We start from the raw sequence: 19,130 nt of genomic DNA on the forward strand, positions 1-19,130 counted from the left end.
CTCTGGGGAGGGAAACTCCCCAGTCTGCTAACATAAACAAAGACAGAAAACTGAACAATCTACTGACAGGCGATGAAATCACATCAGTGACAGCTCATGAAGTCACTAACATTTAGTGAGAAAAAGTCAGTTGTATATTTTATCATTTACTATAATGATAACGACAAGCTAATATATAAACATTCTCTTCATCAATTTTATAAATCAGCCGGTCTTTATCATTGATTCGGCGACTCCAATAGCCGGTTAAATTGCCAACTAAAGGCTCTGGCTTCCCAATTCCGGTATTTCCATTTCTGCATATATCTTCTATAAGGGCATTGATTTTTTTGAGAGTTTTCCGGTCTTCGGTTTCCCAGTAAACATAATCTGCCCAGCCATTATCTGTAAATACTTTATTCATCAGGACCAACCTCTTTTAAATCATGGACAGACATATGCCCGGATTCTAACTGCGCCTTGGATTCCATTAACCAGTCATAATTCGCTTTATTTCCCATCACATGAAGATTTTCCAAAAGGTTGTTGTAGGATTCTTCGGACATCATTACGACGTTGCGGTTATTTTTTCTGGTAACGATCATGGTTTCGTAATCGTCAGTAACTTTGTCCATGCAGCTTTTCATATTCTCTCTTAAATTGGTGTAATTAACTGCTAACATATGATCACTCCTTTACGTACAGTATTCTGTACTTTTATTATATGGAGGATTTATGAGAAAGTCAACGGGATTTGAAAAAGAATTTAAAGAGCTTTGCAAGACATAAACCTTAATTTTCTGATTGACAAGACCATTTATCAAGTCGTATACTTAACCTACTTTTACCAAAGAAAAATCTCAATCTGGTCATTCGGTCAGGTAATTCCAATTTGTTATGAATATTTTTTATAGGTATGAAACGGGTTGTTGTGAAGTTATATTTTCGTATACTAATACTTGAAATATATTGAATATATGTATATACTGATAGTAGTACAAAATGTTCATTTCTGTGTTACGCACATGACTTTACATGACCTTTTTCATACGCAGAAAGGAGTGTGCATGCGGGAAGAGAACGCAACATCAATTGAGTACTTTAAGGATCCACGGCGGATTGTTGATCTTTTGAATGGAATTGTCTTTCAGGGCAGACAGATTATTACAACTGATAATTTGGTAGAGAAAAATCCGGTGATACATAATGTTTATAGGAAAAACAACAAAGTTGTCGCTATAGAAAATACGCCGGATTTATCTATTATGATGGCATGGAAGAACCTGAAATTTTTGTTTATGATTCAGATACAGACATTAGAGCATTATGCAATGCCGGTCAGACTTTTGCATGAGAAAGGGACAGATTACTATAACCAGTGGAAAAAGCTGCAAAAGGCGCATAAAAACTGTGATGATTTAAAAGACAGTCCGGAGCGGCTTTCTGGAATGAAAAAGACAGATCGTTTTTATCCAGTGCTTCAAATTGTAATCTATTTTGGAAAAGAGCGCTGGCAGGCAGCCTTTCAAATGGACGATCTGACTAGGACAAGGGTTTTTCCGGAAGAACTGCGGAAATTATTTGCAGAGAAACCAATGCTGCTTTTTGAAGTGTATCATTTCCAAAATATCGAATGGTTCCAGACAGATTTGCGACAGGTTTGTGGATTCTTGCAAAGAACGAATGATAAAACGGCATTACAAGAGTATGTAAAAGAGAATGAAGCTGTTTTCTCTAGACTAGAAGAAGACACTTTTGATTTACTTACCGTAATGTCGGGAATTAGGGCTATGAAACTTATAAAAAGAGATGTTGAAAACGTGGGAGGTGGATTTGATATGTGTAAAGCGTTTGATGATATGATGAGGGATAGTAAACGGGAAGGTAAACGAGAAGGTAGACGAGAAGGCAAACGGGAAGGCAAGCGCGAGGCAGAAGAACAGATGAGCAAATTAATTCAAAAATTAATTTCTGCTGGGCGTATTACTGATTTACAGCAGGCAAGTAATAATAAAAAGTATCGAAAAAAATTGATGGCTGAGTTGGGGATTGCGTGAAGATAAAGCTGGGTGGTGGCTTTGAGGGCTACCACTTTATTTGCCTGGAAATTTTATTGTGTAAAGATTAGTGAGAATCCGCGGCTTTTAGGGGGATTTCTTTTGAATTGAGTTTGTTCAATTATGGGGGAATTGGGATGGGAAGGGCCGTGTTGGTTGCGATTAGTATTCCGATCTTTACTTCTCAGTTGGAGAAGTCTAGAGATGCAGTATCTATCAGTAACATTCGTGCAGCCTATGCAGAAGCACAGACAGCCGTTTTAACTGGATCTAGCAGTGGTAAGGCTACATTAGCTACAGATTTTGATACTGGTGCAATCACTGGCGATGTTAATGTATCTGGTGTTGCTATTAAATCTAAAAAAGCAGATAGTTGGAATGGAGAAGGAGCAGATCTTCCATTTACAGCTCCTACTGATGGTGGAACAGCTATAGACTCCGCAACTGTTACTTTTAAATATGTAAACGGTGCAATTACTGAGTGTACATATAAATAGAAATTAACAAAACCCAATTTTATTGTAAAACAAGCATATTTGAAGGGAGATATATTATAATCTCCGCTTCAAATATGCTGTTTTTATTTCAAATTAAATATTAATTATATTCATAAAACAATTTTATCATGAAGCGCTGATTGAAATTTTAGGTGCCATACCATCACTGGTAACTGTAACGAACCTTTGGGTCTGCCCCCCAAAAAAAGGTTCGATTAATCAATTTTCTGCTAATTTTTTTACAGTTTCATTGGAACTATTTTGTATACAATTTTTTAGTTGTAGTTGCTGTTGGTTCCGTTATACTAAAAGTTGGATTACTTCCATCACAAAATACAGTAACATATACAGGGGTTCCAGCTACAAATGGCTGATTTTCATTCGTAAATTTAACACCAGCAACTTCTGGATTAGCAGTAACCCAACCAGCCTTGGTCTGTTTCATTTCAACTTTTTGTGTAACTGCAGTATATTGTGCAGTGTCTGCTGTTAATGCTTCGGCAGATGCTTCCGCATATGCAGCTCTAAGATTTGCTAAATCAGTAGCCTCTCTGCTCTTCTCCAACTGACTAGTAAAAATCGGAATACTAATCGCAACCAACACGGCCCTTCCCGTACGGATCCGTCCATAGTTGAACGAATTTCCATAATACATCCAAGTTTGACAAAAACAAAACGAATACAATAAATTTTATACTTATTTAATACATTTCCCCTTTCCAAATCCTCCCATCTATGCTAATATCAATCCAAAGCATATTTCTTCTAATTTTCAAGGTGCATCTGCACCATCTAATGTGATCTAAATACATTTCAGAAATCTATGCTTTTAAATTCAAAATCATTTAAGAGCAGGAGAGGTCTGAGGTGCAAGTGTTCAACTCTCCTGGGAAGGGAGAATTGAATATGGTAAAAAAGAAAGCGACAACTGTGCAGAAACAGGAACTACAGCAAGAATTGGAGATGGTGCCGGAGGCGAACATAAAATACAAGGATAATGTCTTTCGCGCGCTTTTTTCCAATAAGGAGAATCTGTTATCCTTGTATAATGCTCTAAACGGGAAGCAGTATAGTGATCCGGATGCATTGGAAATCGTAACATTAGAGAATGCCATCTACATGGGTATGAAAAATGACCTGGCATTTATCCTGGATTTCAATATATTTTTGTGGGAGCATCAGTCCACCTATAATCCAAACATCCCGTTAAGAGATCTTATTTACATAGCTAATGAGTACCAGAAATACGTAGAACTGAATGGGATTTCCCTGTATTCCCGCCGCCAGCAGAAGATACCAGCGCCGAGGTTTATCGTGTTTTATAATGGAGAGAAGCAAATCGGCGAGCAGATGGAGCACCGCTTATCGGATGCATACGAGAATTTCAGCGGAGATCCGGAGCTGGAACTGAAGGTTATGGTGATTAATATCAATGATGGCCATAATAAAGCCTTGATGGAGCAATGCAAGAAATTAAAGGAATATGCACAATATGTAGCCAGAGTAAGGAAATATCAGAAAATCATGCCGTTAAAATCAGCTGTTGAAAGAGCCGTCAAAGAGTGCATTGACGAGGACATTCTGGCAGATTTTTTGCGGAAAAATCGAGCGGAGGTTATTGCAATGAGTATATTTGAGTATAACCAAAAAGAGGAAGAAGAACTTCTGCGCAGGGAAGAATATGAAGCCGGAGCTGAAATGGAACGTAAAAATACGGAAAAAGAACGGAAACGTGCTGATTTAGAGAAGAAACGAGCAGATTCAGCAGAAAAGCGGGCAGATTCGGCAGAAAAACGTGCTGACCTTGCAGAACAGGAAATTCTCCGTTTGCAAGAAAAATTAGCTTTGCTGCGATCAAAGTAACCTTTTCCTATAAGCGTTTTATAAAAATATCCAGTACAGGTAGTTAAGGGCTAACGTATAAAACTTGTACTGGATATTTTTAGATTAGCCAAAAATACATCGCAAAACGAATACAATAAATTTTATACTTATTTAATATATTTCCCCTTTCCAAATCCTCCCATCTATGCTAATATCAATCCAAAGCATATTTCTTCTAATTTTCAAGGTGCATCTGCACCATCTAATGTGATCTAAATACATTTCAGAAATCTATGCTTTTAAATTCAAAATCATTTAAGAGCAGGAGAGGTCTGAGGTGCAAATGTTCAACTCTCCTGGGAAGGGAGAATTGAATATGGCAAAAAAGAAAGCGAAAATTGTGCAGAAACAGGAACTGCAGCAAGAATTAGAAATGGTGCCGGGGGCAAACATAAAGTACAAGGATAATGTTTTTCGTACACTTTTTTCAAATAAGGAGAATCTTTTGTCCTTGTATAATGCTCTAAACGGGAAAAAGTATAGTGATCCGGATGCATTGGAAATCGTAACATTAGAGAATGCCATCTACATGGGTATGAAAAATGACCTGGCATTTATCCTGGATTTCAATATATTTTTGTGGGAACATCAGTCCACCTATAATCCCAATATTCCGTTAAGAGATCTTATTTACATAGCTAATGAGTACCAGAAATATGTAGAACTGAATGGGATTTCCCTGTATTCCCGTCGCCAGCAGAAGATACCAGCGCCGAGGTTTATTGTGTTTTATAATGGAGAGAAGCAAATCGGCGAGCAGATGGAGCACCGCTTATCGGATGCATACGAGAATTTCAGCGGAGATCCGGAGCTGGAACTGAAGGTTATGGTGATTAATATCAATGATGGCCATAATAAAGCCTTGATGGAGCAATGCAAGAAATTAAAAGAATATGCACAATATGTAGCCAGAGTAAGGAAATATCAGAAAATCATGCCGTTAAAATCAGCTGTTGAAAGAGCCGTCAAAGAGTGCATTGACGAGGACATTCTGGCAGATTTTTTGCGGAAAAATCGAGCGGAGGTTATTGCAATGAGTATATTTGAGTATAACCAAAAAGAGGAAGAAGAACTTCTGCGCAGGGAAGAATATGAAGCCGGAGCTGAAATGGAACGTAAAAATACGGAAAAAGAACGGAAACGTGCTGATTTAGAGAAGAAACGAGCAGATTCAGCAGAAAAGCGAGCAGATTCAGCAGAAAAGCGGGCAGATTCAGCAGAAAAGCGGGCAGATTCGGCAGAAAAACGAGCAGATTCAGCAGAAAAACGTGCTGACCTTGCAGAACAGGAAATTCTCCGTTTGCAAGAAAAATTAGCTTTGCTGCGATCAAAGTAACTTTTTCCTATAAGCGTTTTATAAAAATATCCAGTACAGGTAGTTAAGGGCTAACGTATAAAACTTGTACTGGATATTTTTAGATTAGCCAAAAATACATCGCAAAACGAATACAATAAATTTTATACTTATTTAATATATTCCCTCTTCCAAAATCCATCCACCTATGCTAATATAAATCCAAAGCATATTTCTTCTAATTTTCAAGGTGCATCTGCACCATCTAATGTGATCTAAATACATTTCAGAAATCTATGCTTTTAAACTCAAAACCATTTAAGAGCAGGAGAGATCTGAAGTATAAATGTTCAACTCTCCTGGGAAGGGAGAATTGAATATGGCAAACAAGAAAGCGAAAATTGTGCAGAAACAGGAACTGCAGCAAGAATTAGAAATGGTGCCGGGGGCAAACATAAAGTACAAGGATAATGTTTTTCGTACACTTTTTTCAAATAAGGAGAATCTTTTGTCCTTGTATAATGCTCTAAACGGGAAAAAGTATAGTGATCCGGATGCATTGGAAATCGTAACATTAGAGAATGCCATCTACATGGGTATGAAAAATGACCTGGCATTTATCCTGGATTTCAATATATTTTTGTGGGAACATCAGTCCACCTATAATCCCAATATTCCGTTAAGAGATTTTATTTACATAGCTAATGAGTACCAGAAATACGTAGAACTGAATGGGATTTCCCTGTATTCCCGTCGCCAGCAGAAGATACCAGCGCCGAGGTTTATTGTGTTTTATAATGGAGAGAAGCAAATCGGCGAGCAGATGGAGCACCGCTTATCGGATGCATACGAGAATTTCAGCGGAGATCCGGAGCTGGAACTGAAGGTTATGGTGATTAATATCAATGATGGCCATCATAAAGCCTTGATGGAGCAATGCAAGAAATTAAAGGAATATGCACAATATGTAGCCAGAGTAAGGAAATATCAGAAAATCATGCCGTTAAAATCAGCTGTTGAAAGAGCCGTCAAAGAGTGCATTGACGAGGACATTCTGGCAGATTTTTTGCGGAAAAATCGAGCGGAGGTTATTGCAATGAGTATATTTGAGTATAACCAAAAAGAGGAAGAAGAACTTCTGCGCAGGGAGGAATATGAGGCTGGAGCTGAAATGGAGCGTAAAAATACGGAAAAAGAACGGAAACGCGCTGATCTAGAGAAGAAACGAGCAGATTCAGCAGAAAAGCGGGCAGATTCGGCAGAAAAACGTGCTGACCTTGCAGAACAGGAAATTCTCCGTTTGCAAGAAAAATTAGCTTTGCTGCGATCAAAGTAACCTTTTCCTATAAGCGTTTTATAAAAATATCCAGTACAGGTAGCTAAGGACTAACTAAAGGAATATGCACAATACGTAGCCAGAGTAAGGAAATATCAGAAAATCATGCCGTTAAAAGCAGCAGTGGAAAGAATAGTCCCCCACATATCCCCCTCCCCATATGTTATATTGAATTCACCAAAACATATGAGGAGGTCAAAAAAATGAATCAAACCATCACATTTCACCCCAATCCCCCAACCGGACAGCCTGGTCCGTCGGAGTCTTTGCGGATCCCACTGTCCAATCTGACGGAATCGGCGCGGCGGAATCTGTCCGTGATCCTGACAGCCAAACACCATCTTCTGATCAAAGCCATTCCAGGCTTCACCCTGGAAAATAACCACATCCTGATCACCCACCCAACCACATTTCCCCCAGGGGAAAAAGCCGCCTGCCTGTTATTTACGGAAAAACTTCTCCTAACCGCCAGCACCCGCAAGTGGCTGGTGCCCTCAAGAAAAAATGCACAACCACCATCCAGCGAAAAATATCAATTCCGGATCTGGCTGAATCAGCTTGGGCTGAAAGGTCCTGAGTTTGCCACCGCCCGGAAAATCCTTATGCGCAATTTATCTGGCAACAGCGCCTACTCCAGCGACAAAAAAATGGCACTGTACAATCAAAAAAGAAAAGCGGCAAACCAAGAGAGAAGGGAGGATAGACAGCATGCCCACCCAACTGAACTCCAGTCTTTCATCCCTTTGCCATAATACCGTTCCATCATGTCAGATAGCGCCACTCCCAACAAGCCCTCAGGCTGCATTTCAGGAAAGCCCCGAAAAATCAGCCAGAAAATCAATTAACCTGCCATCCCACGCCCTAACTCCATCCCCACCCCGGATTCCCACTGCCATCTACTGCCGCGTATCCACAACCCACCCTCATCAGCAGGATTCTCTGGAAAATCAGATTACGCACTACCAGGATTTTATGAAAAACAATCCCCAATATTTGCTGACAAAAATCTATTACGATTTTGGTGTATCCGGTTACAAAGAGGAACGCCCAGGCTTTTCCCAGATGCTGAGGGATGCCCAGGACGGCTATTTCCGCCAGATCATCACCAAATCCATCACCCGTTTTGCCCGCAACACCGACACCATACTGAAAACCACGCGCCAGCTCCGCAACCTGGAAATAGATGTCTATTTTGAACTCCAGAAAATCTATACACTTTCCCAGGAAGGAGAGCTCCTTCTTACTCTTTACGCTGCTTTCGGACAGGCAGAAAGCGAGACTTCCAGATGGCTGACGCAGGTATCCCGTCAGCGGAAATACGAAAAAGGTCAGCCAATCCAGCAGCTTCACCGTTGTCTTGGCTATCGGAAAAGCCAGGAAGGCGTGCTGTTGCCAGATGGAAATGCCAGGCTTGTCCAGGAGATTTTTCAAATGGCAGCAGATGGCTGGTGTGTTGCGGAGATCACAAGATATCTCAATGAAAGCCAAATCACCACCCAGAACGGAAAGCGCTTCACCCGTTCCACAGTAAGCCGGATCCTCCATAACCATGCCTATAAAGGCGATTATATCTGCCAGAGATATTATGTAAACAGCCAACGGAAGCTGGTGAGAAACAAAGGGGAAAAACAAATGTACTATATCAGACATGACCATGTAGCACTTGTTTCGGAAGAACTATGGGAAAAAGCCCAACAAAATCCGAAGCAGCTGGCAGGATCACCTGTGAGAAAAACAACCGCAGGAAAAAAGATAACCGATTTTTCACCTCCCACATCTCTACAGCCTGTTCCAGCACTGACCAGCTCCAACTACCCCTACAAAGACCGGATCTTCTGCAAATATTGCGGCTCCCACTTGCGCCGGATCATTGCCCGAAACCGCTCTGTCTGGTGGATCTGCAATGGTCTGAGCCGCAAAGGAAAAGCTTTTTGCACCGGCGTGCGCATACCAGACGAGAAATTATATCCCCTTCGAAACCTAAACAGCCTAGCCTATATTGGAAAGGAGAACATCAATGGAAAAGAAACTTACGGTTATTCCCCCCAACCAGATAAATTCAGACGCGAAACAGCCCGATAATATGAAATACAGAGTGGCGGCCTACTGTCGGGTATCCACAGAACAGGAAGAGCAGTTGGGCTCTTTTGCCAACCAGATTACCTACTACACGGAATATATTAATGGAAAAGAAGAGTACCAGCTGGCAGGGATTTTCTCAGACGAAGGAATTTCCGGGACTGGGACGCGAAAAAGGGCTGGCTTCCGAAGTATGATCGCAGCCTGCGAAGCGGGAAAAATAGACCTGGTGCTTACCAAATCCATCAGCCGTTTTGCCCGGAACACCCGGGATTGCCTCCATTATGCCAGACATTTGAAAAGCCTTGGAATTCCTGTGATTTTTGAAAAAGAGGGAATCAATACGATGGAGGCTTCGGGAGAATTGCTTTTTACCATTTTGTCCAGTCTGGCCCAGGAGGAGTCCCGAAATATTTCGGAAAACACCAGGTGGGGAATCCGATCCCGGTTCCAGCAAGGCATTCCCCATATCAATACTACCGGCTTTCTGGGCTATGACAAAGACGAAGCCGGTCATCTGATCGTGAACCAGGAGCAGGCGAAAGTGGTGCGGCGCATTTTCCAGGATTTTCTGGAAGGCTGGCAGCCGTCTGAAATAGCCCGAAAGCTCAATGAGGAAAAAGTCCCAGGGGTACACGGCGAGCCCCGCTGGGCAGCAGTTTCCGTCCTTCGCATACTCCGAAATGAAAAATATAAAGGGGATCTGCTTATGCAGAAATACTATGTCCGCGACTTTCTCACCAGGGAGCTGGAGCAAAATGACGGCAGGCTTACCCAGTATTATATAGAAAATAATCACGAGGCTATCGTAGAGCGTGAATTGTGGGAGGCAGCCCAGCTGGAGCAAAAGAGAATTGAAGCTTTCAAGAAAACCCACCAGATCCGGGAATTGGGAAGCGGCAGCCTGGAGCCCTTTTATGGGAAAATTTTTTGCTCCCAATGCGGCGGCAGATTCGTGAAAAAGAGGGGCAAAAGCCAGTGGAAATGCATCAATACCGCCGGGGAAAAAAGGAAAACCTGCCAGGCGCAGCCCGTATCTGAAGAGAAAATAGAGGAGCAGCTGAGCCTGGCGTGGGCAGAACTGGTATCCAGGCGTGGCAACCTTTTACCAGACTGGGAAAAAGAAGTTTCCCAGGGAAATCCCCTGGAAAGCCTGCGTGCCTCCCAGATGCAGGAACTGACCGGGAAATACCCTGCATGGCAGCATGCGGCAAAGAAGAAACGGATGCTGGTTCTGGAAATTTTGGTTGCCCAGGGGAGTGTGAGCACAGTCACGTTTATGGACGGAATCCGGCTGAAGGCTGGGGAAGCCGATAATGCGTAGCTTCTAATAAGAGAGTGGGATTTTGGTATGGAAGATGCTGTCGGGTATTTTGCAAAACTACCAAAGGTTTTTCTCTCCCAGAACTTCTTATTGTTGTGGCGCTTATAGCGGCACTGGTTTCCTGCTCTATCCCCATTTAAGAAAAACAGGAATTTCCAACAATATGAAAATCAAGCGGACGGATCCGGAACTGAAGTGGTTCGGGGTAATTGTCTATGGAAACGGGGAAAGTTACTACTATGAAGGCATAGGCGATCCCGGGGCATTGGGAACCAGGGCAGTGGTGGAATATGAGTGGAGCGAGTTGGAATAAGAGATTTTATCCGTTGCGCAACCTTCACGAAAATGCGGCATTATTTTGGCGAAAATGCTTGTAGACTTCGGAAGGTCTATGTGCTATCCTTAAAAAGCAAAAGTGTGCTTTTCAGCAACAAATACATAAGAAAAAGGGATGTTTATGAAGAGAAAAATAAAATCTGCCAAGGGATTTACGTTAGCAGAACTTTTGATCGTAGTAGCGATAATTGCTGTATTAGTAGCGATCGGAATCCCCATTTTCACCAGCCAGCTCGAAAAAAGCCGCGAAGCCGTAGACCTCTCCGACGTCAGATCCGCGTACGCGGAAGTGATGATGGCCGCGATAACGGGGGATACCACGGCGTATTATACGAAGGATACGAATCAGACGATATATGATTCACAGAATAATGTTTATACCATTACCGTAACACCATTGAAACAAAAACAATCTGGCTGGCAGACCGCTGAGCCGATTACGATTGGAGGTGTGTCTTCTAAAGCAGGAGAGCCTTATTGGAAAGGACAGCCCGGACCAGATGGATACTGTATAGTTACATATCATCCACCTATGAGTGGAATGGATGAGTATGTTTCGTTTTATTGGGAAGGTGGAAGCGATAGTGACAGTCCGACAGTAACGCCAATACCAGATAATCCGTTAAATCCTACAGTAACACCAACGGATCCATCAAAACCATCAAAACCATCAAAACCATCAAAACCATCTTCTGAAAATTGGAGTTATGTTACAGCTAAGGCAAAAGTGTATCCGAAATCAGGAACTGTAAAGCTTAACATTGGGGATTTGTATTATGAGGATGGTTCATATTATGTTATAACGAATATACGTTATGGTCATGATGTTGATGATGTGCAATGGGTAGGTCCTAATAAACCCGGTAACGAGGACATTTTCAGAAAGTGTACGGGTGCTGTTTATACTTCGGCAGACGAATCTAATAAGGGAAACCATTCCTTTAATTATGTAAATGCTGGTGATATTTATAAAGATGATAATGGAAATTTATATATATCAAAAATAAGTTCAGGGATTGTTGCTCCATCAGGACCAGATAATTACGATAACGAAAGATGGCAGAAAATTAATTAGCAATGATATGAAAATTAATCAATGTGAAACTTAAAAAGAAGTTATTTAGATTTTAATTTTTACATGAAATATTCTGGATAGAAAGGTTTCCGGAAGAATTGAAGAAACTGTTTATAGAAAAACCACTCCTGATTTTCGAAATGCGTCATTTCCCAAATGAAGAATGGTTTAAAACCGACCTGCGCCAGGTTTGCGGATTTTTAAAAAGAACTAATGACAAAACGAAACTAAAAATATACATAGAAGAAAACCAGGCAGTGTTCGCCAACTTACCAGAAGATGCCTATGACCTCCTGTCCGTAATGGCAGGGATCCGAAACTTGAAACTTATAAAACAAGAGGTAAAAGCTGAAGGAGGTGGATTTGATATGTGTAAAGCGATTAAAGAGATGCTGCGAGATAGCAGGCTGGAGGGAAGACAAGAGGGAAGACAGGAGGGAAGACAAGAAGGAGAACAGGAAGGCCGATTGAAAGGTCAAGACGAAATGGCGACTCTAAGTGAGAAGCTCATTTTAGCAGATCGTATCAGTGAGCTGTTAAAGGCAAGCACTGACCGTGAGTTCCGAAATAAGCTGCTGCTGGAGTTTGGGTTGGCCTGACTGGACGAATCCTGGGTTCTGCGATATAATGGGGAAAATCATATTCGTGAAAGACAGGAGTATAGAACTTGGAAAAGGCAGAGAATCGGAAAACGGTACAAGGTGGCGATAAAAAGATAAAAACGGTCATGAGACAGAGCGAAAATCAAAGAACGAACCAGAGCGGAACCCAAAATCGTAATCAATGCACAGCAGAGAATTCAGATAAGGTAGAAAGCCCGTCCCCCCTGGTCTCTGTCATCATGCCCGTATACAACGGCGAGAAATACATTGCCCAGGCAGTTCAGTCTGTTTATGCTCAGAACGTACCTCTGGAGCTGATCGTCATTGATGATGGCTCTACAGATGGGACCCGGCCGGCATTGAGACCGTGGGAGAACCGCCCGGATTTTCTCTATGTGAAAAATGAGCACAACCTTGGCGCCGCCGGTTCCCGTAACCGTGGTGTTTCCATGGCAAAGGGCAGATACGTAGCCTTTCTGGATGCAGACGACTGGTGGAAGGAAGGCAAGCTGACAGCACAGCTGAATGCCCTTGAGAAAACAGGCGACGTGATTTGCTCCACAGGCCGTGATCTTATGGCGCCAGACGGCACCTCCGCAGGCAAATATATCCCTGTCAAATCCCGCCTGGATTACCATGAACTTTTGAAACACAATAGCATAAACTGCTCCTCTGTACTGCTTCTCCGTGAAGTGGCCCTGGAATTTCCCATGGAGCACGATGACAGCCACGAGGACTACATTACCTGGCTGAAGGTAGTGCGCAAATACGGACACGCCACAGGAATCAATGAGCCCTATCTGAAATACCGCCTCTCCGAAGGCGGCAAATCCAGAAATAAGGTGAAATCCGCAGCCATGACCTATCAGGTATACCGCTATGTTGGTTATGGCCCGGTTAAAAGTGCCTGCTTTTTCTTGTCCTATGCACTTCACGGAATATGGAAATATCGGTAGGAGCGATCGTGTGGAGACCGTTACAGAGTAACGGTCTCCATTAACCTCTTCCGAAATTGCGCCGGGGAGCATCCCGTCTGCTTCTTAAAATACCTGCTAAAATGAGAATAATCCGAAAATCCGCACATCTGTGCAATATGCTGCACAGTCAGTGCTTCGTTGGTCAGCAGGTTCTTCGCCTTATCCATCCGGATCTGAAGGAGATCTGCGTGAGGCGTACTGTGGAAAAATTTCTGATAGCAGGCGTAGAACTGGCTTTTTTCCAGATTAATCTGCCTGCAAAGCTCTTCTGTATCCCACGGTTTCGCGTAGTTGGTCAGCATTTCCAGCCTCAGCTTGCGGAATTCAAAATAAAGCCCGTCCCCGTCGGCAACATTTCCCCTCATCTGCTGTGTCTCAAGTCCTCTGGCAACTGTGATCATAAGCTGCCGAAAAAGAGTATACTCGTACTCATCGGAAAATAAATCATTTGAAATATGCTCCTTATGAAGAAGACGGATGCATTCATCAATATCCTCATAATTCCCCGGATAAAAAACAGTATTTAATGGAATCCCAAACCTTTCCCCAGGATCCTCCTGACAGGAAAAATGCACATAACTGTTTCGGAATTTCTGCACCGCCTTATAATGCTGCTCGCAGCCTGGTGCATAGAGAATACAGGCATTTTCCCTGGAAATATGAAACTTCTGGTCCCGATAGACCTTCATTGGTACTTTAAAAAGCAGGAACAGATAATCTCCACTGCCCTTTGGACGGTAAATCTGGTCGTAATCGGGATTGGAGTAATTATATTCGCAGAACTGAATGGAAAAATCCACATCCGAAATCGTAGAAAAATTCATGGCAAAGCCTCCTTTTTCCCATTTCTTTCACTGTAATGATTATCGGAAAAAAAGTCAACTATATCGGAAGAAAAAAACTGGTAAAAAATATATGATTTATTAAAATGAAAAATAGAAAACACAGGAATCGGTCAAGGTAAGACCGCTAAGTATGCAATGTGAAATTGCAATATTGGAAATCACAATCGGTTCGATGGTTCATAAGAAATCTGCCATAGACCTGGCGAAATAAAAGGAGGATACCCATGAAAAAAGCACAGATCATCATCGACAAATATTTTCTCACCGGCAAGGTGGATAAACGAATTTTCGGTTCCTTTATTGAACAGCTTGGACGTGCTGTTTACGAAGGCATTTATCAGGAAGGCAGCCCGTTGTCAGACGAGCAGGGCTTCCGCAAGGATACCCTGGAACTGGTACGAGAATTGCAGGTTCCTATCGTCCGTTACCCAGGTGGTAACTTTGTATCCGGTTTCCGCTGGGAGGACAGCGTAGGTCCCAAGGAATTAAGACCAGCCAGACCAGAGCTGGCCTGGGGCGTGATCGAGAACAACCATTTCGGTCTGGACGAGTTTGTAGACTGGGCGAAGAAAGCGGATACAGATGTAATGATGGCAGTCAACCTTGGCACAAGAGGCCCGGAGGAAGCCAGAAACCTTCTGGAGTACTGCAACTTCAAAGGCGGCACCTACTACAGTGATATGCGTAAGGCAAACGGACACGCCGCTCCTCACAATATTAAGACCTGGTGTCTGGGAAATGAGATGGACGGACCATGGCAGATGGGACACAAGACTGCTTATGAATACGGAAGAACCGCAGCAGAGACCTCCCGTATTATGAAAATGCTGGATCCGGAGATCGAGACCGTTGCCTGCGGAAGCTCCTTCCTTGGCATGCCTACCTTCGGAGACTGGGAATACACCGTTCTGGACGAGTGCTATGACCTGGTAGATTACATGTCTCTTCACCAGTACTACGGCAATGCTGCAGACGATACTCCGGATTTCCTCGCCAATTCCAAAGGAATGGATGACTTTATCTCCGGCGTTGTCAGCATTTGCGACGCGGTACGTGCGAAAAAGCATGGCAAAAAGCGCATCAACCTTTCTTTCGATGAGTGGAATGTTTGGTACCACAGCAATGAGGCTGACGAGAAACTGGAAAAATGGGGACAGGCACCGCACCAGCTTGAGGATGTATACAATTTCGAAGATGCCCTTCTGGTTGGAAGCATGCTGATCACCCTTCTTCGCCATGCTGACCGTGTGAAAATGGCATGTCTGGCACAGCTGGTAAATGTAATCGCACCGATCATGACCTCTGACACAGGTGCATGGCGCCAGACCATTTTCTATCCATATATGTACACCAGCGTTTTTGGCCGCGGAACAGTGCTGAATACACAGGTTCTGGCTCCAGTATACGATAGTAAGAATTATAGTGATGTTTCCTATCTGGATTCTGTTTGTGTATGGAATGAAGAAGAGGATACCCTTACGGTTTTTGCAGTCAATAAGAGTCTGGAGGAAGATCTGGAGGTAAGCTGTGACCTGCGCCAGTTTGAAGGCTATCAGGTGAAAGAGCACATTGTGCTTACCAATGATGATATGAAGGCTGTGAATACAGAAGCCAACCCGGACAACGTAGTTCCGGTGAAATCCACAGCGACGAAGGTGGACGGCGGTAAATTAAGCACTGTTCTCGGCAAGCATAGCTGGAATATGATCCGCTTTGGAAAATAATGCTGCGTTCACAAAAAAACACCTCGCGGAATAGTTACTTGCAAACATATAAAAATCAGGGATTTCGCTATACACGAAATCCCTGATGAAATAATGTCTACACATCTTACTTCTGCAGATCCTCTTTAATCTGAGTGGTAGAAATCTCCGGGGTCCTTGGCAGGTACACCACGTCACAATAAGGCTTCAGAAAATCAAATTTCCCTTCCCAGTCGTCTCCCATGACGAAAGTATCCACATGATATTCCTTGATGTCACTGATCTTTTGTTCCCAGTTTTCCTCCGGGATAACCAGATCCACATAGCGGATGGCCTCCAGGAGAGACTTTCTTTTTTCATAAGAAAAATAACATTTTTTATGCTTTTCATCCCAGTTAAACTCGTCTGTAGACAAGGCAACGATCAGATAGTCTCCATAAGCCTTGGCTCTGCGGAGCAGATTGATGTGTCCGTAGTGCAGCAGATCGAAGGTACCGTAGGTAATTACTCGTTTCATGAATTGTCTGCCTTTCATTTTCCGCGATCATTTTTATAGGATTATTTTACTGTTACTGCTCAGGTCATGAACACTGATATTTTACCACAGTATTTGCGGAAAATAAATGGTTACTATTTATTTCATGAACAGCAGCTAAATAAACCTCGCAGATTTTTTAAAATCCAACCATGTTGTAAATCGTATGTTTTAATGTTAAGATGGAACAATAACAGGGCAGGTGAGAAATTGTTGCTGCGAACGAAATGAACAGCAACGGGAAATCATCTGAAGGATGTCTGAACGAATAGGCAGCATCTGAATAAAAAGAAGAGGAATTTTAGTATGAATGTATTTGACATTCTGGGCCCGGTGATGATCGGACCATCCAGTTCACATACAGCGGGAGCTGCAAGGATCGGGCTTGTAACCCGGGCGCTTCTCGGGAAAAAGCCGGTGAAAGCGCACATTTTTTTACACGGATCTTTTGCAAAAACTTACAAAGGTCATGGTACGGACAAGGCTCTGGTGGCTGGAATCCTGGGAATGCAGACGGATGATGAACGGATCCGCTTTTCCCTGGATGTGGCAGAAAAAGAGGGGCTGGAAATCCAGATCGAGACAGGTGAGTTAGAAGACGCCCATCCAAATACCGCAGAAATCACCCTTACAGCAGCTGATGGAGAGAAGGTCTCCCTCCGTGGCAGCAGCATTGGCGGCGGAAATATCCTGATTACCCGTGTAAATGGAATGGAGGTTTCCCTTACCGGCCAGAATCCTGCATTGATCGTGCTTCACAAGGACGCGCCTGGAACCATTGCTGCAGTTACTGAGCTGATGGCAGAGTACGGAGTAAACATCTGCAATTTTCACCTGGCGCGCGAAACCAAAGGCGGCCTGGCTGTCATGACCATCGAAAGCGACACTCACTTCGGCCCCGAACTAAATGAACGGATCAACCAACTGGAGAATATCTATTCCAGTACAATGTTAGAACGAGTGTAATTGCTATTTTGTGGGTTGAAAAGTTCGTCGAAGAGGGACGCATTCGGACAATGGGGATTACTCACTCACCGGCGCAACGCTACGATGAACTAATCGCTAACTGCGACTAAGGAGTTCCGGAGAGCCGTCACTCCTAAGTCTTCGTAAGCGCTGGATTTCATCTACGCTAAGAACGCGCCTGAAATGGTTCGCTGGAGTAATCCCCATTGCCCAAATGCTGTGTACTGGCTGGGACTAGCTGGTACATAGAAACTTTCACCTGGGTGGTGGTTACATGTGTTGGTTTCCCGATACCTTTTGGCAACGGTAGATTAGAAAAGCCAGTAAATATGCGGGATAGCAGCTACGTCACCCACCCCCCCATTGTTGTCGTTACTGTTTCTTTCTTCCCTCTGCCAATAACCAGCGATTTTGCAATGTATATTCACGTAGCCGCGCATTTCAGGAGCGGTTTTAGTGGAGGCGAGATCCGATGGTTACGAAGACTTAGGCGAGAGGGCTCTCCCGAGCGCCTTAGTCGTAGTTACCAGCTAGCTTGCCGGAACGTTGCGACGCGCGGCGGTGAATATACATTGTGAAATCGCGTCCGGGATAACGACCAACACATTAAATAGCAACTTGGTAAATTCAAAAAAAGGAGAACAATCGTGGACTTAAACTACCATTCAATAGAATCCCTGCTAAAAGCCGCAAAAGAACAAGGCACCCGCCTGTCCACCCTGGTCCTTTCGCAGCAGGCGGAGCAGATGGAACTGCCCAGGCAGGAAATATACGAAAAAATGAGAGACAATTACCGGGTTATGGCATCCTGCATCCAGCCTGGAAGTGCCCCGGACCTGAAAAGTACCAGTGGACTTACCGGCGGAGACGCCTACCGGATGCGGACCGCGGTAGAACAAGGCAGAAATCTCACCGGCCCTCTCCTTGGCGGAGCTCTCTACCGGGCTCTTGCAGTATCAGAATTAAACGCCTCCATGGGAAGAATCGTAGCAGCTCCCACAGCAGGAAGCTGTGGTATCGTGCCTGCAGCAGTGCTTACCATGCAGGAACAATATGATCTTACCGAAGAAGAATGCGTTATGTCCCTTTTTACTGCATCCGCAGTGGGAATGGTGATCGCCAATAACGCCTCCCTTGCAGGCGCCCAGGGAGGATGCCAGGCAGAATGCGGTTCCGCGTCAGCCATGGCAGCCGCGGCCATTGTAGAATTGGCAGGGGGAACACCCGACATGATCGAATCCGCAATAGCCACTTCCCTTAAAAATATCCTGGGCCTTGTATGCGACCCAGTGGCAGGTCTGGTGGAAATCCCCTGCATTAAGCGAAACGCCTCCGGTGTAGCCGGAGCCTTCGTAGCAGCGGAGCTTGCCTTAGCAGGAATCCGAAGCGCCATCCCCGCAGATGAGGTCATCTGGTCCATGAAAAAGGTAGGCGACGTAATGCCAACTGCCCTGAAAGAAACCGCAGAAGGCGGCCTGGCAGCTACTCCAACCGGGCGAAAGCTGCATAAGCAGGTATTCGGAGAATAATACAGCTGTAAAAAGAAACATGAGAGAATTTGGGGTTAATACGTACAGATAATATTCTGCGAAGCGTGTTGCTGTGAAGGTCGTGAACAGTAACTGACTTATAAGGAAAATA

Annotated in this window: 21 protein-coding genes; 16 read left to right on the forward strand and 5 right to left on the reverse strand. The window is 43.6% G+C overall.

Annotated features, from left to right (window positions below; all coding sequences use genetic code 11):
* Positions 1 to 142: 142 nt before the first annotated feature.
* Positions 143 to 403 carry a Txe/YoeB family addiction module toxin gene (locus tag ACTQ50_RS09490; protein WP_441483987.1) on the reverse strand — a complete coding sequence of 87 codons (261 nt, stop codon included), beginning with the start codon at positions 401 to 403 and terminating at the stop codon, positions 143 to 145.
* Entirely contained in the window at positions 396 to 662 is a 267-nt protein-coding gene (locus ACTQ50_RS09495) for a type II toxin-antitoxin system Phd/YefM family antitoxin (RefSeq protein WP_226820562.1), read from the reverse strand. The genes ACTQ50_RS09490 and ACTQ50_RS09495 overlap by 8 nt, the downstream gene beginning before the upstream one ends.
* Positions 663 to 1,046: 384 nt before the next feature.
* On the opposite strand from ACTQ50_RS09495, the gene ACTQ50_RS09500 reads away from it, so the two are divergent.
* Both ACTQ50_RS09500 and ACTQ50_RS09505 read left to right on the forward strand, forming a co-directional pair.
* Complete coding sequence (locus ACTQ50_RS09500) at positions 1,047 to 2,036, forward strand: hypothetical protein (protein ID WP_441483988.1); 990 nt, start codon at positions 1,047 to 1,049, stop codon at positions 2,034 to 2,036.
* A 137-nt stretch (positions 2,037 to 2,173) separates the two neighbouring features.
* A complete protein-coding gene (locus ACTQ50_RS09505; protein ID WP_441483989.1) occupies positions 2,174 to 2,533 on the forward strand; it encodes a hypothetical protein in 360 nt (119 codons plus the stop codon).
* 256 nt (positions 2,534 to 2,789) lie between these two features.
* Here ACTQ50_RS09505 and ACTQ50_RS09510 read toward each other — a convergent pair whose 3' ends face one another.
* Positions 2,790 to 3,134, reverse strand: coding sequence for a hypothetical protein (locus ACTQ50_RS09510; protein WP_441483990.1), 345 nt, complete (start codon positions 3,132 to 3,134; stop codon positions 2,790 to 2,792).
* Positions 3,135 to 3,439: 305 nt separating this feature from the next.
* On the opposite strand from ACTQ50_RS09510, the gene ACTQ50_RS09515 reads away from it, so the two are divergent.
* The 11 genes from ACTQ50_RS09515 to ACTQ50_RS09565 all read left to right on the forward strand — a co-directional run bounded on the left by ACTQ50_RS09515 (position 3,440) and on the right by ACTQ50_RS09565 (position 13,419).
* Positions 3,440 to 4,396: a hypothetical protein gene (locus tag ACTQ50_RS09515; protein ID WP_441483991.1), complete on the forward strand. Its 957-nt coding sequence runs from the start codon at positions 3,440 to 3,442 to the stop codon at positions 4,394 to 4,396.
* A 337-nt stretch (positions 4,397 to 4,733) separates the two neighbouring features.
* On the forward strand, positions 4,734 to 5,753 hold the full coding sequence (locus ACTQ50_RS09520) for an alanine-zipper protein (protein WP_441483992.1): 1,020 nt from the start codon (positions 4,734 to 4,736) through the stop codon (positions 5,751 to 5,753).
* A 337-nt stretch (positions 5,754 to 6,090) separates the two neighbouring features.
* A complete protein-coding gene (locus tag ACTQ50_RS09525) occupies positions 6,091 to 7,047 on the forward strand; it encodes a hypothetical protein (RefSeq protein ID WP_441483993.1) in 957 nt (318 codons plus the stop codon).
* 203 nt (positions 7,048 to 7,250) lie between these two features.
* Complete coding sequence (locus ACTQ50_RS09530) at positions 7,251 to 7,799, forward strand: hypothetical protein (RefSeq protein ID WP_441483994.1); 549 nt, start codon at positions 7,251 to 7,253, stop codon at positions 7,797 to 7,799.
* Positions 7,756 to 9,129, forward strand: a complete 1,374-nt coding sequence (locus ACTQ50_RS09535) for a recombinase family protein (protein ID WP_441483995.1) — start codon at positions 7,756 to 7,758, stop codon at positions 9,127 to 9,129. The genes ACTQ50_RS09530 and ACTQ50_RS09535 overlap by 44 nt, the downstream gene beginning before the upstream one ends.
* Positions 9,065 to 10,450, forward strand: a complete 1,386-nt coding sequence (locus tag ACTQ50_RS09540; RefSeq protein WP_441483996.1) for a recombinase family protein — start codon at positions 9,065 to 9,067, stop codon at positions 10,448 to 10,450. Before ACTQ50_RS09535 ends, ACTQ50_RS09540 begins: the two co-directional genes overlap by 65 nt.
* A gap of 14 nt (positions 10,451 to 10,464) precedes the next feature.
* Positions 10,465 to 10,590, forward strand: a complete 126-nt coding sequence (locus ACTQ50_RS09545) for a prepilin-type N-terminal cleavage/methylation domain-containing protein (protein ID WP_226822840.1) — start codon at positions 10,465 to 10,467, stop codon at positions 10,588 to 10,590.
* 23 nt (positions 10,591 to 10,613) lie between these two features.
* Entirely contained in the window at positions 10,614 to 10,763 is a 150-nt protein-coding gene (locus tag ACTQ50_RS09550; protein ID WP_226822841.1) for a hypothetical protein, read from the forward strand.
* A 144-nt stretch (positions 10,764 to 10,907) separates the two neighbouring features.
* A complete protein-coding gene (locus tag ACTQ50_RS09555) occupies positions 10,908 to 11,861 on the forward strand; it encodes a type IV pilin protein (RefSeq protein ID WP_441483997.1) in 954 nt (317 codons plus the stop codon).
* Positions 11,862 to 11,959: 98 nt separating this feature from the next.
* A complete protein-coding gene (locus ACTQ50_RS09560) occupies positions 11,960 to 12,460 on the forward strand; it encodes a hypothetical protein (protein WP_441483998.1) in 501 nt (166 codons plus the stop codon).
* A 68-nt stretch (positions 12,461 to 12,528) separates the two neighbouring features.
* Positions 12,529 to 13,419: a glycosyltransferase family 2 protein gene (locus ACTQ50_RS09565; protein ID WP_441483999.1), complete on the forward strand. Its 891-nt coding sequence runs from the start codon at positions 12,529 to 12,531 to the stop codon at positions 13,417 to 13,419.
* Between the two features lie 20 nt (positions 13,420 to 13,439).
* On the opposite strand, the gene ACTQ50_RS09570 is transcribed toward ACTQ50_RS09565, so the two are convergent.
* Positions 13,440 to 14,264, reverse strand: a complete 825-nt coding sequence (locus tag ACTQ50_RS09570; protein WP_441484000.1) for a helix-turn-helix domain-containing protein — start codon at positions 14,262 to 14,264, stop codon at positions 13,440 to 13,442.
* A gap of 245 nt (positions 14,265 to 14,509) precedes the next feature.
* On the opposite strand from ACTQ50_RS09570, the gene arfA reads away from it, so the two are divergent.
* Positions 14,510 to 16,009 (forward strand): arabinosylfuranosidase ArfA, encoded by a 1,500-nt coding sequence (arfA, locus tag ACTQ50_RS09575; protein ID WP_441484001.1) that lies wholly within the window; start codon positions 14,510 to 14,512, stop codon positions 16,007 to 16,009.
* 106 nt (positions 16,010 to 16,115) lie between these two features.
* On the opposite strand, the gene tagD is transcribed toward arfA, so the two are convergent.
* Positions 16,116 to 16,505, reverse strand: coding sequence for a glycerol-3-phosphate cytidylyltransferase (tagD, locus tag ACTQ50_RS09580; protein ID WP_226822846.1), 390 nt, complete (start codon positions 16,503 to 16,505; stop codon positions 16,116 to 16,118).
* A gap of 324 nt (positions 16,506 to 16,829) precedes the next feature.
* Between tagD and sdaAB the strand changes: the two genes are divergently transcribed.
* Positions 16,830 to 17,489, forward strand: coding sequence for an L-serine ammonia-lyase, iron-sulfur-dependent subunit beta (sdaAB, locus tag ACTQ50_RS09585; protein ID WP_226822847.1), 660 nt, complete (start codon positions 16,830 to 16,832; stop codon positions 17,487 to 17,489).
* A 647-nt stretch (positions 17,490 to 18,136) separates the two neighbouring features.
* Entirely contained in the window at positions 18,137 to 19,018 is an 882-nt protein-coding gene (gene sdaAA, locus ACTQ50_RS09590; protein ID WP_441484002.1) for an L-serine ammonia-lyase, iron-sulfur-dependent, subunit alpha, read from the forward strand.
* Positions 19,019 to 19,130: the final 112 nt, after the last annotated feature.

The organism is Blautia sp. Sow4_E7 (assembly GCF_052116245.1).
Lineage (GTDB): Bacteria > Bacillota > Clostridia > Lachnospirales > Lachnospiraceae > Blautia_A.

Excerpts from the sequence above, each read along its gene's own strand:
- ACTQ50_RS09505 (WP_441483989.1), top strand. The coding sequence starts at position 2,174 with ATGGGAAGGGCCGTGTTGGTTGCGATTAGTATTCCGATCTTTACTTCT.
- ACTQ50_RS09570 (WP_441484000.1), bottom strand. The coding sequence starts at position 14,264 with ATGAATTTTTCTACGATTTCGGATGTGGATTTTTCCATTCAGTTCTGC.
- ACTQ50_RS09515 (WP_441483991.1), top strand. The coding sequence starts at position 3,440 with ATGGTAAAAAAGAAAGCGACAACTGTGCAGAAACAGGAACTACAGCAA.
- ACTQ50_RS09530 (WP_441483994.1), top strand. The coding sequence starts at position 7,251 with ATGAATCAAACCATCACATTTCACCCCAATCCCCCAACCGGACAGCCT.
- ACTQ50_RS09540 (WP_441483996.1), top strand. The coding sequence starts at position 9,065 with ATGGAAAAGAAACTTACGGTTATTCCCCCCAACCAGATAAATTCAGAC.
- ACTQ50_RS09555 (WP_441483997.1), top strand. The coding sequence starts at position 10,908 with ATGAAGAGAAAAATAAAATCTGCCAAGGGATTTACGTTAGCAGAACTT.
- ACTQ50_RS09500 (WP_441483988.1), top strand. The coding sequence starts at position 1,047 with ATGCGGGAAGAGAACGCAACATCAATTGAGTACTTTAAGGATCCACGG.
- arfA (WP_441484001.1), top strand. The coding sequence starts at position 14,510 with ATGAAAAAAGCACAGATCATCATCGACAAATATTTTCTCACCGGCAAG.
- ACTQ50_RS09490 (WP_441483987.1), bottom strand. The coding sequence starts at position 403 with ATGAATAAAGTATTTACAGATAATGGCTGGGCAGATTATGTTTACTGG.
- ACTQ50_RS09550 (WP_226822841.1), top strand. The coding sequence starts at position 10,614 with ATGAAAATCAAGCGGACGGATCCGGAACTGAAGTGGTTCGGGGTAATT.
- ACTQ50_RS09520 (WP_441483992.1), top strand. The coding sequence starts at position 4,734 with ATGGCAAAAAAGAAAGCGAAAATTGTGCAGAAACAGGAACTGCAGCAA.
- ACTQ50_RS09525 (WP_441483993.1), top strand. The coding sequence starts at position 6,091 with ATGGCAAACAAGAAAGCGAAAATTGTGCAGAAACAGGAACTGCAGCAA.
- tagD (WP_226822846.1), bottom strand. The coding sequence starts at position 16,505 with ATGAAACGAGTAATTACCTACGGTACCTTCGATCTGCTGCACTACGGA.
- sdaAB (WP_226822847.1), top strand. The coding sequence starts at position 16,830 with ATGAATGTATTTGACATTCTGGGCCCGGTGATGATCGGACCATCCAGT.
- ACTQ50_RS09535 (WP_441483995.1), top strand. The coding sequence starts at position 7,756 with ATGCCCACCCAACTGAACTCCAGTCTTTCATCCCTTTGCCATAATACC.
- ACTQ50_RS09495 (WP_226820562.1), bottom strand. The coding sequence starts at position 662 with ATGTTAGCAGTTAATTACACCAATTTAAGAGAGAATATGAAAAGCTGC.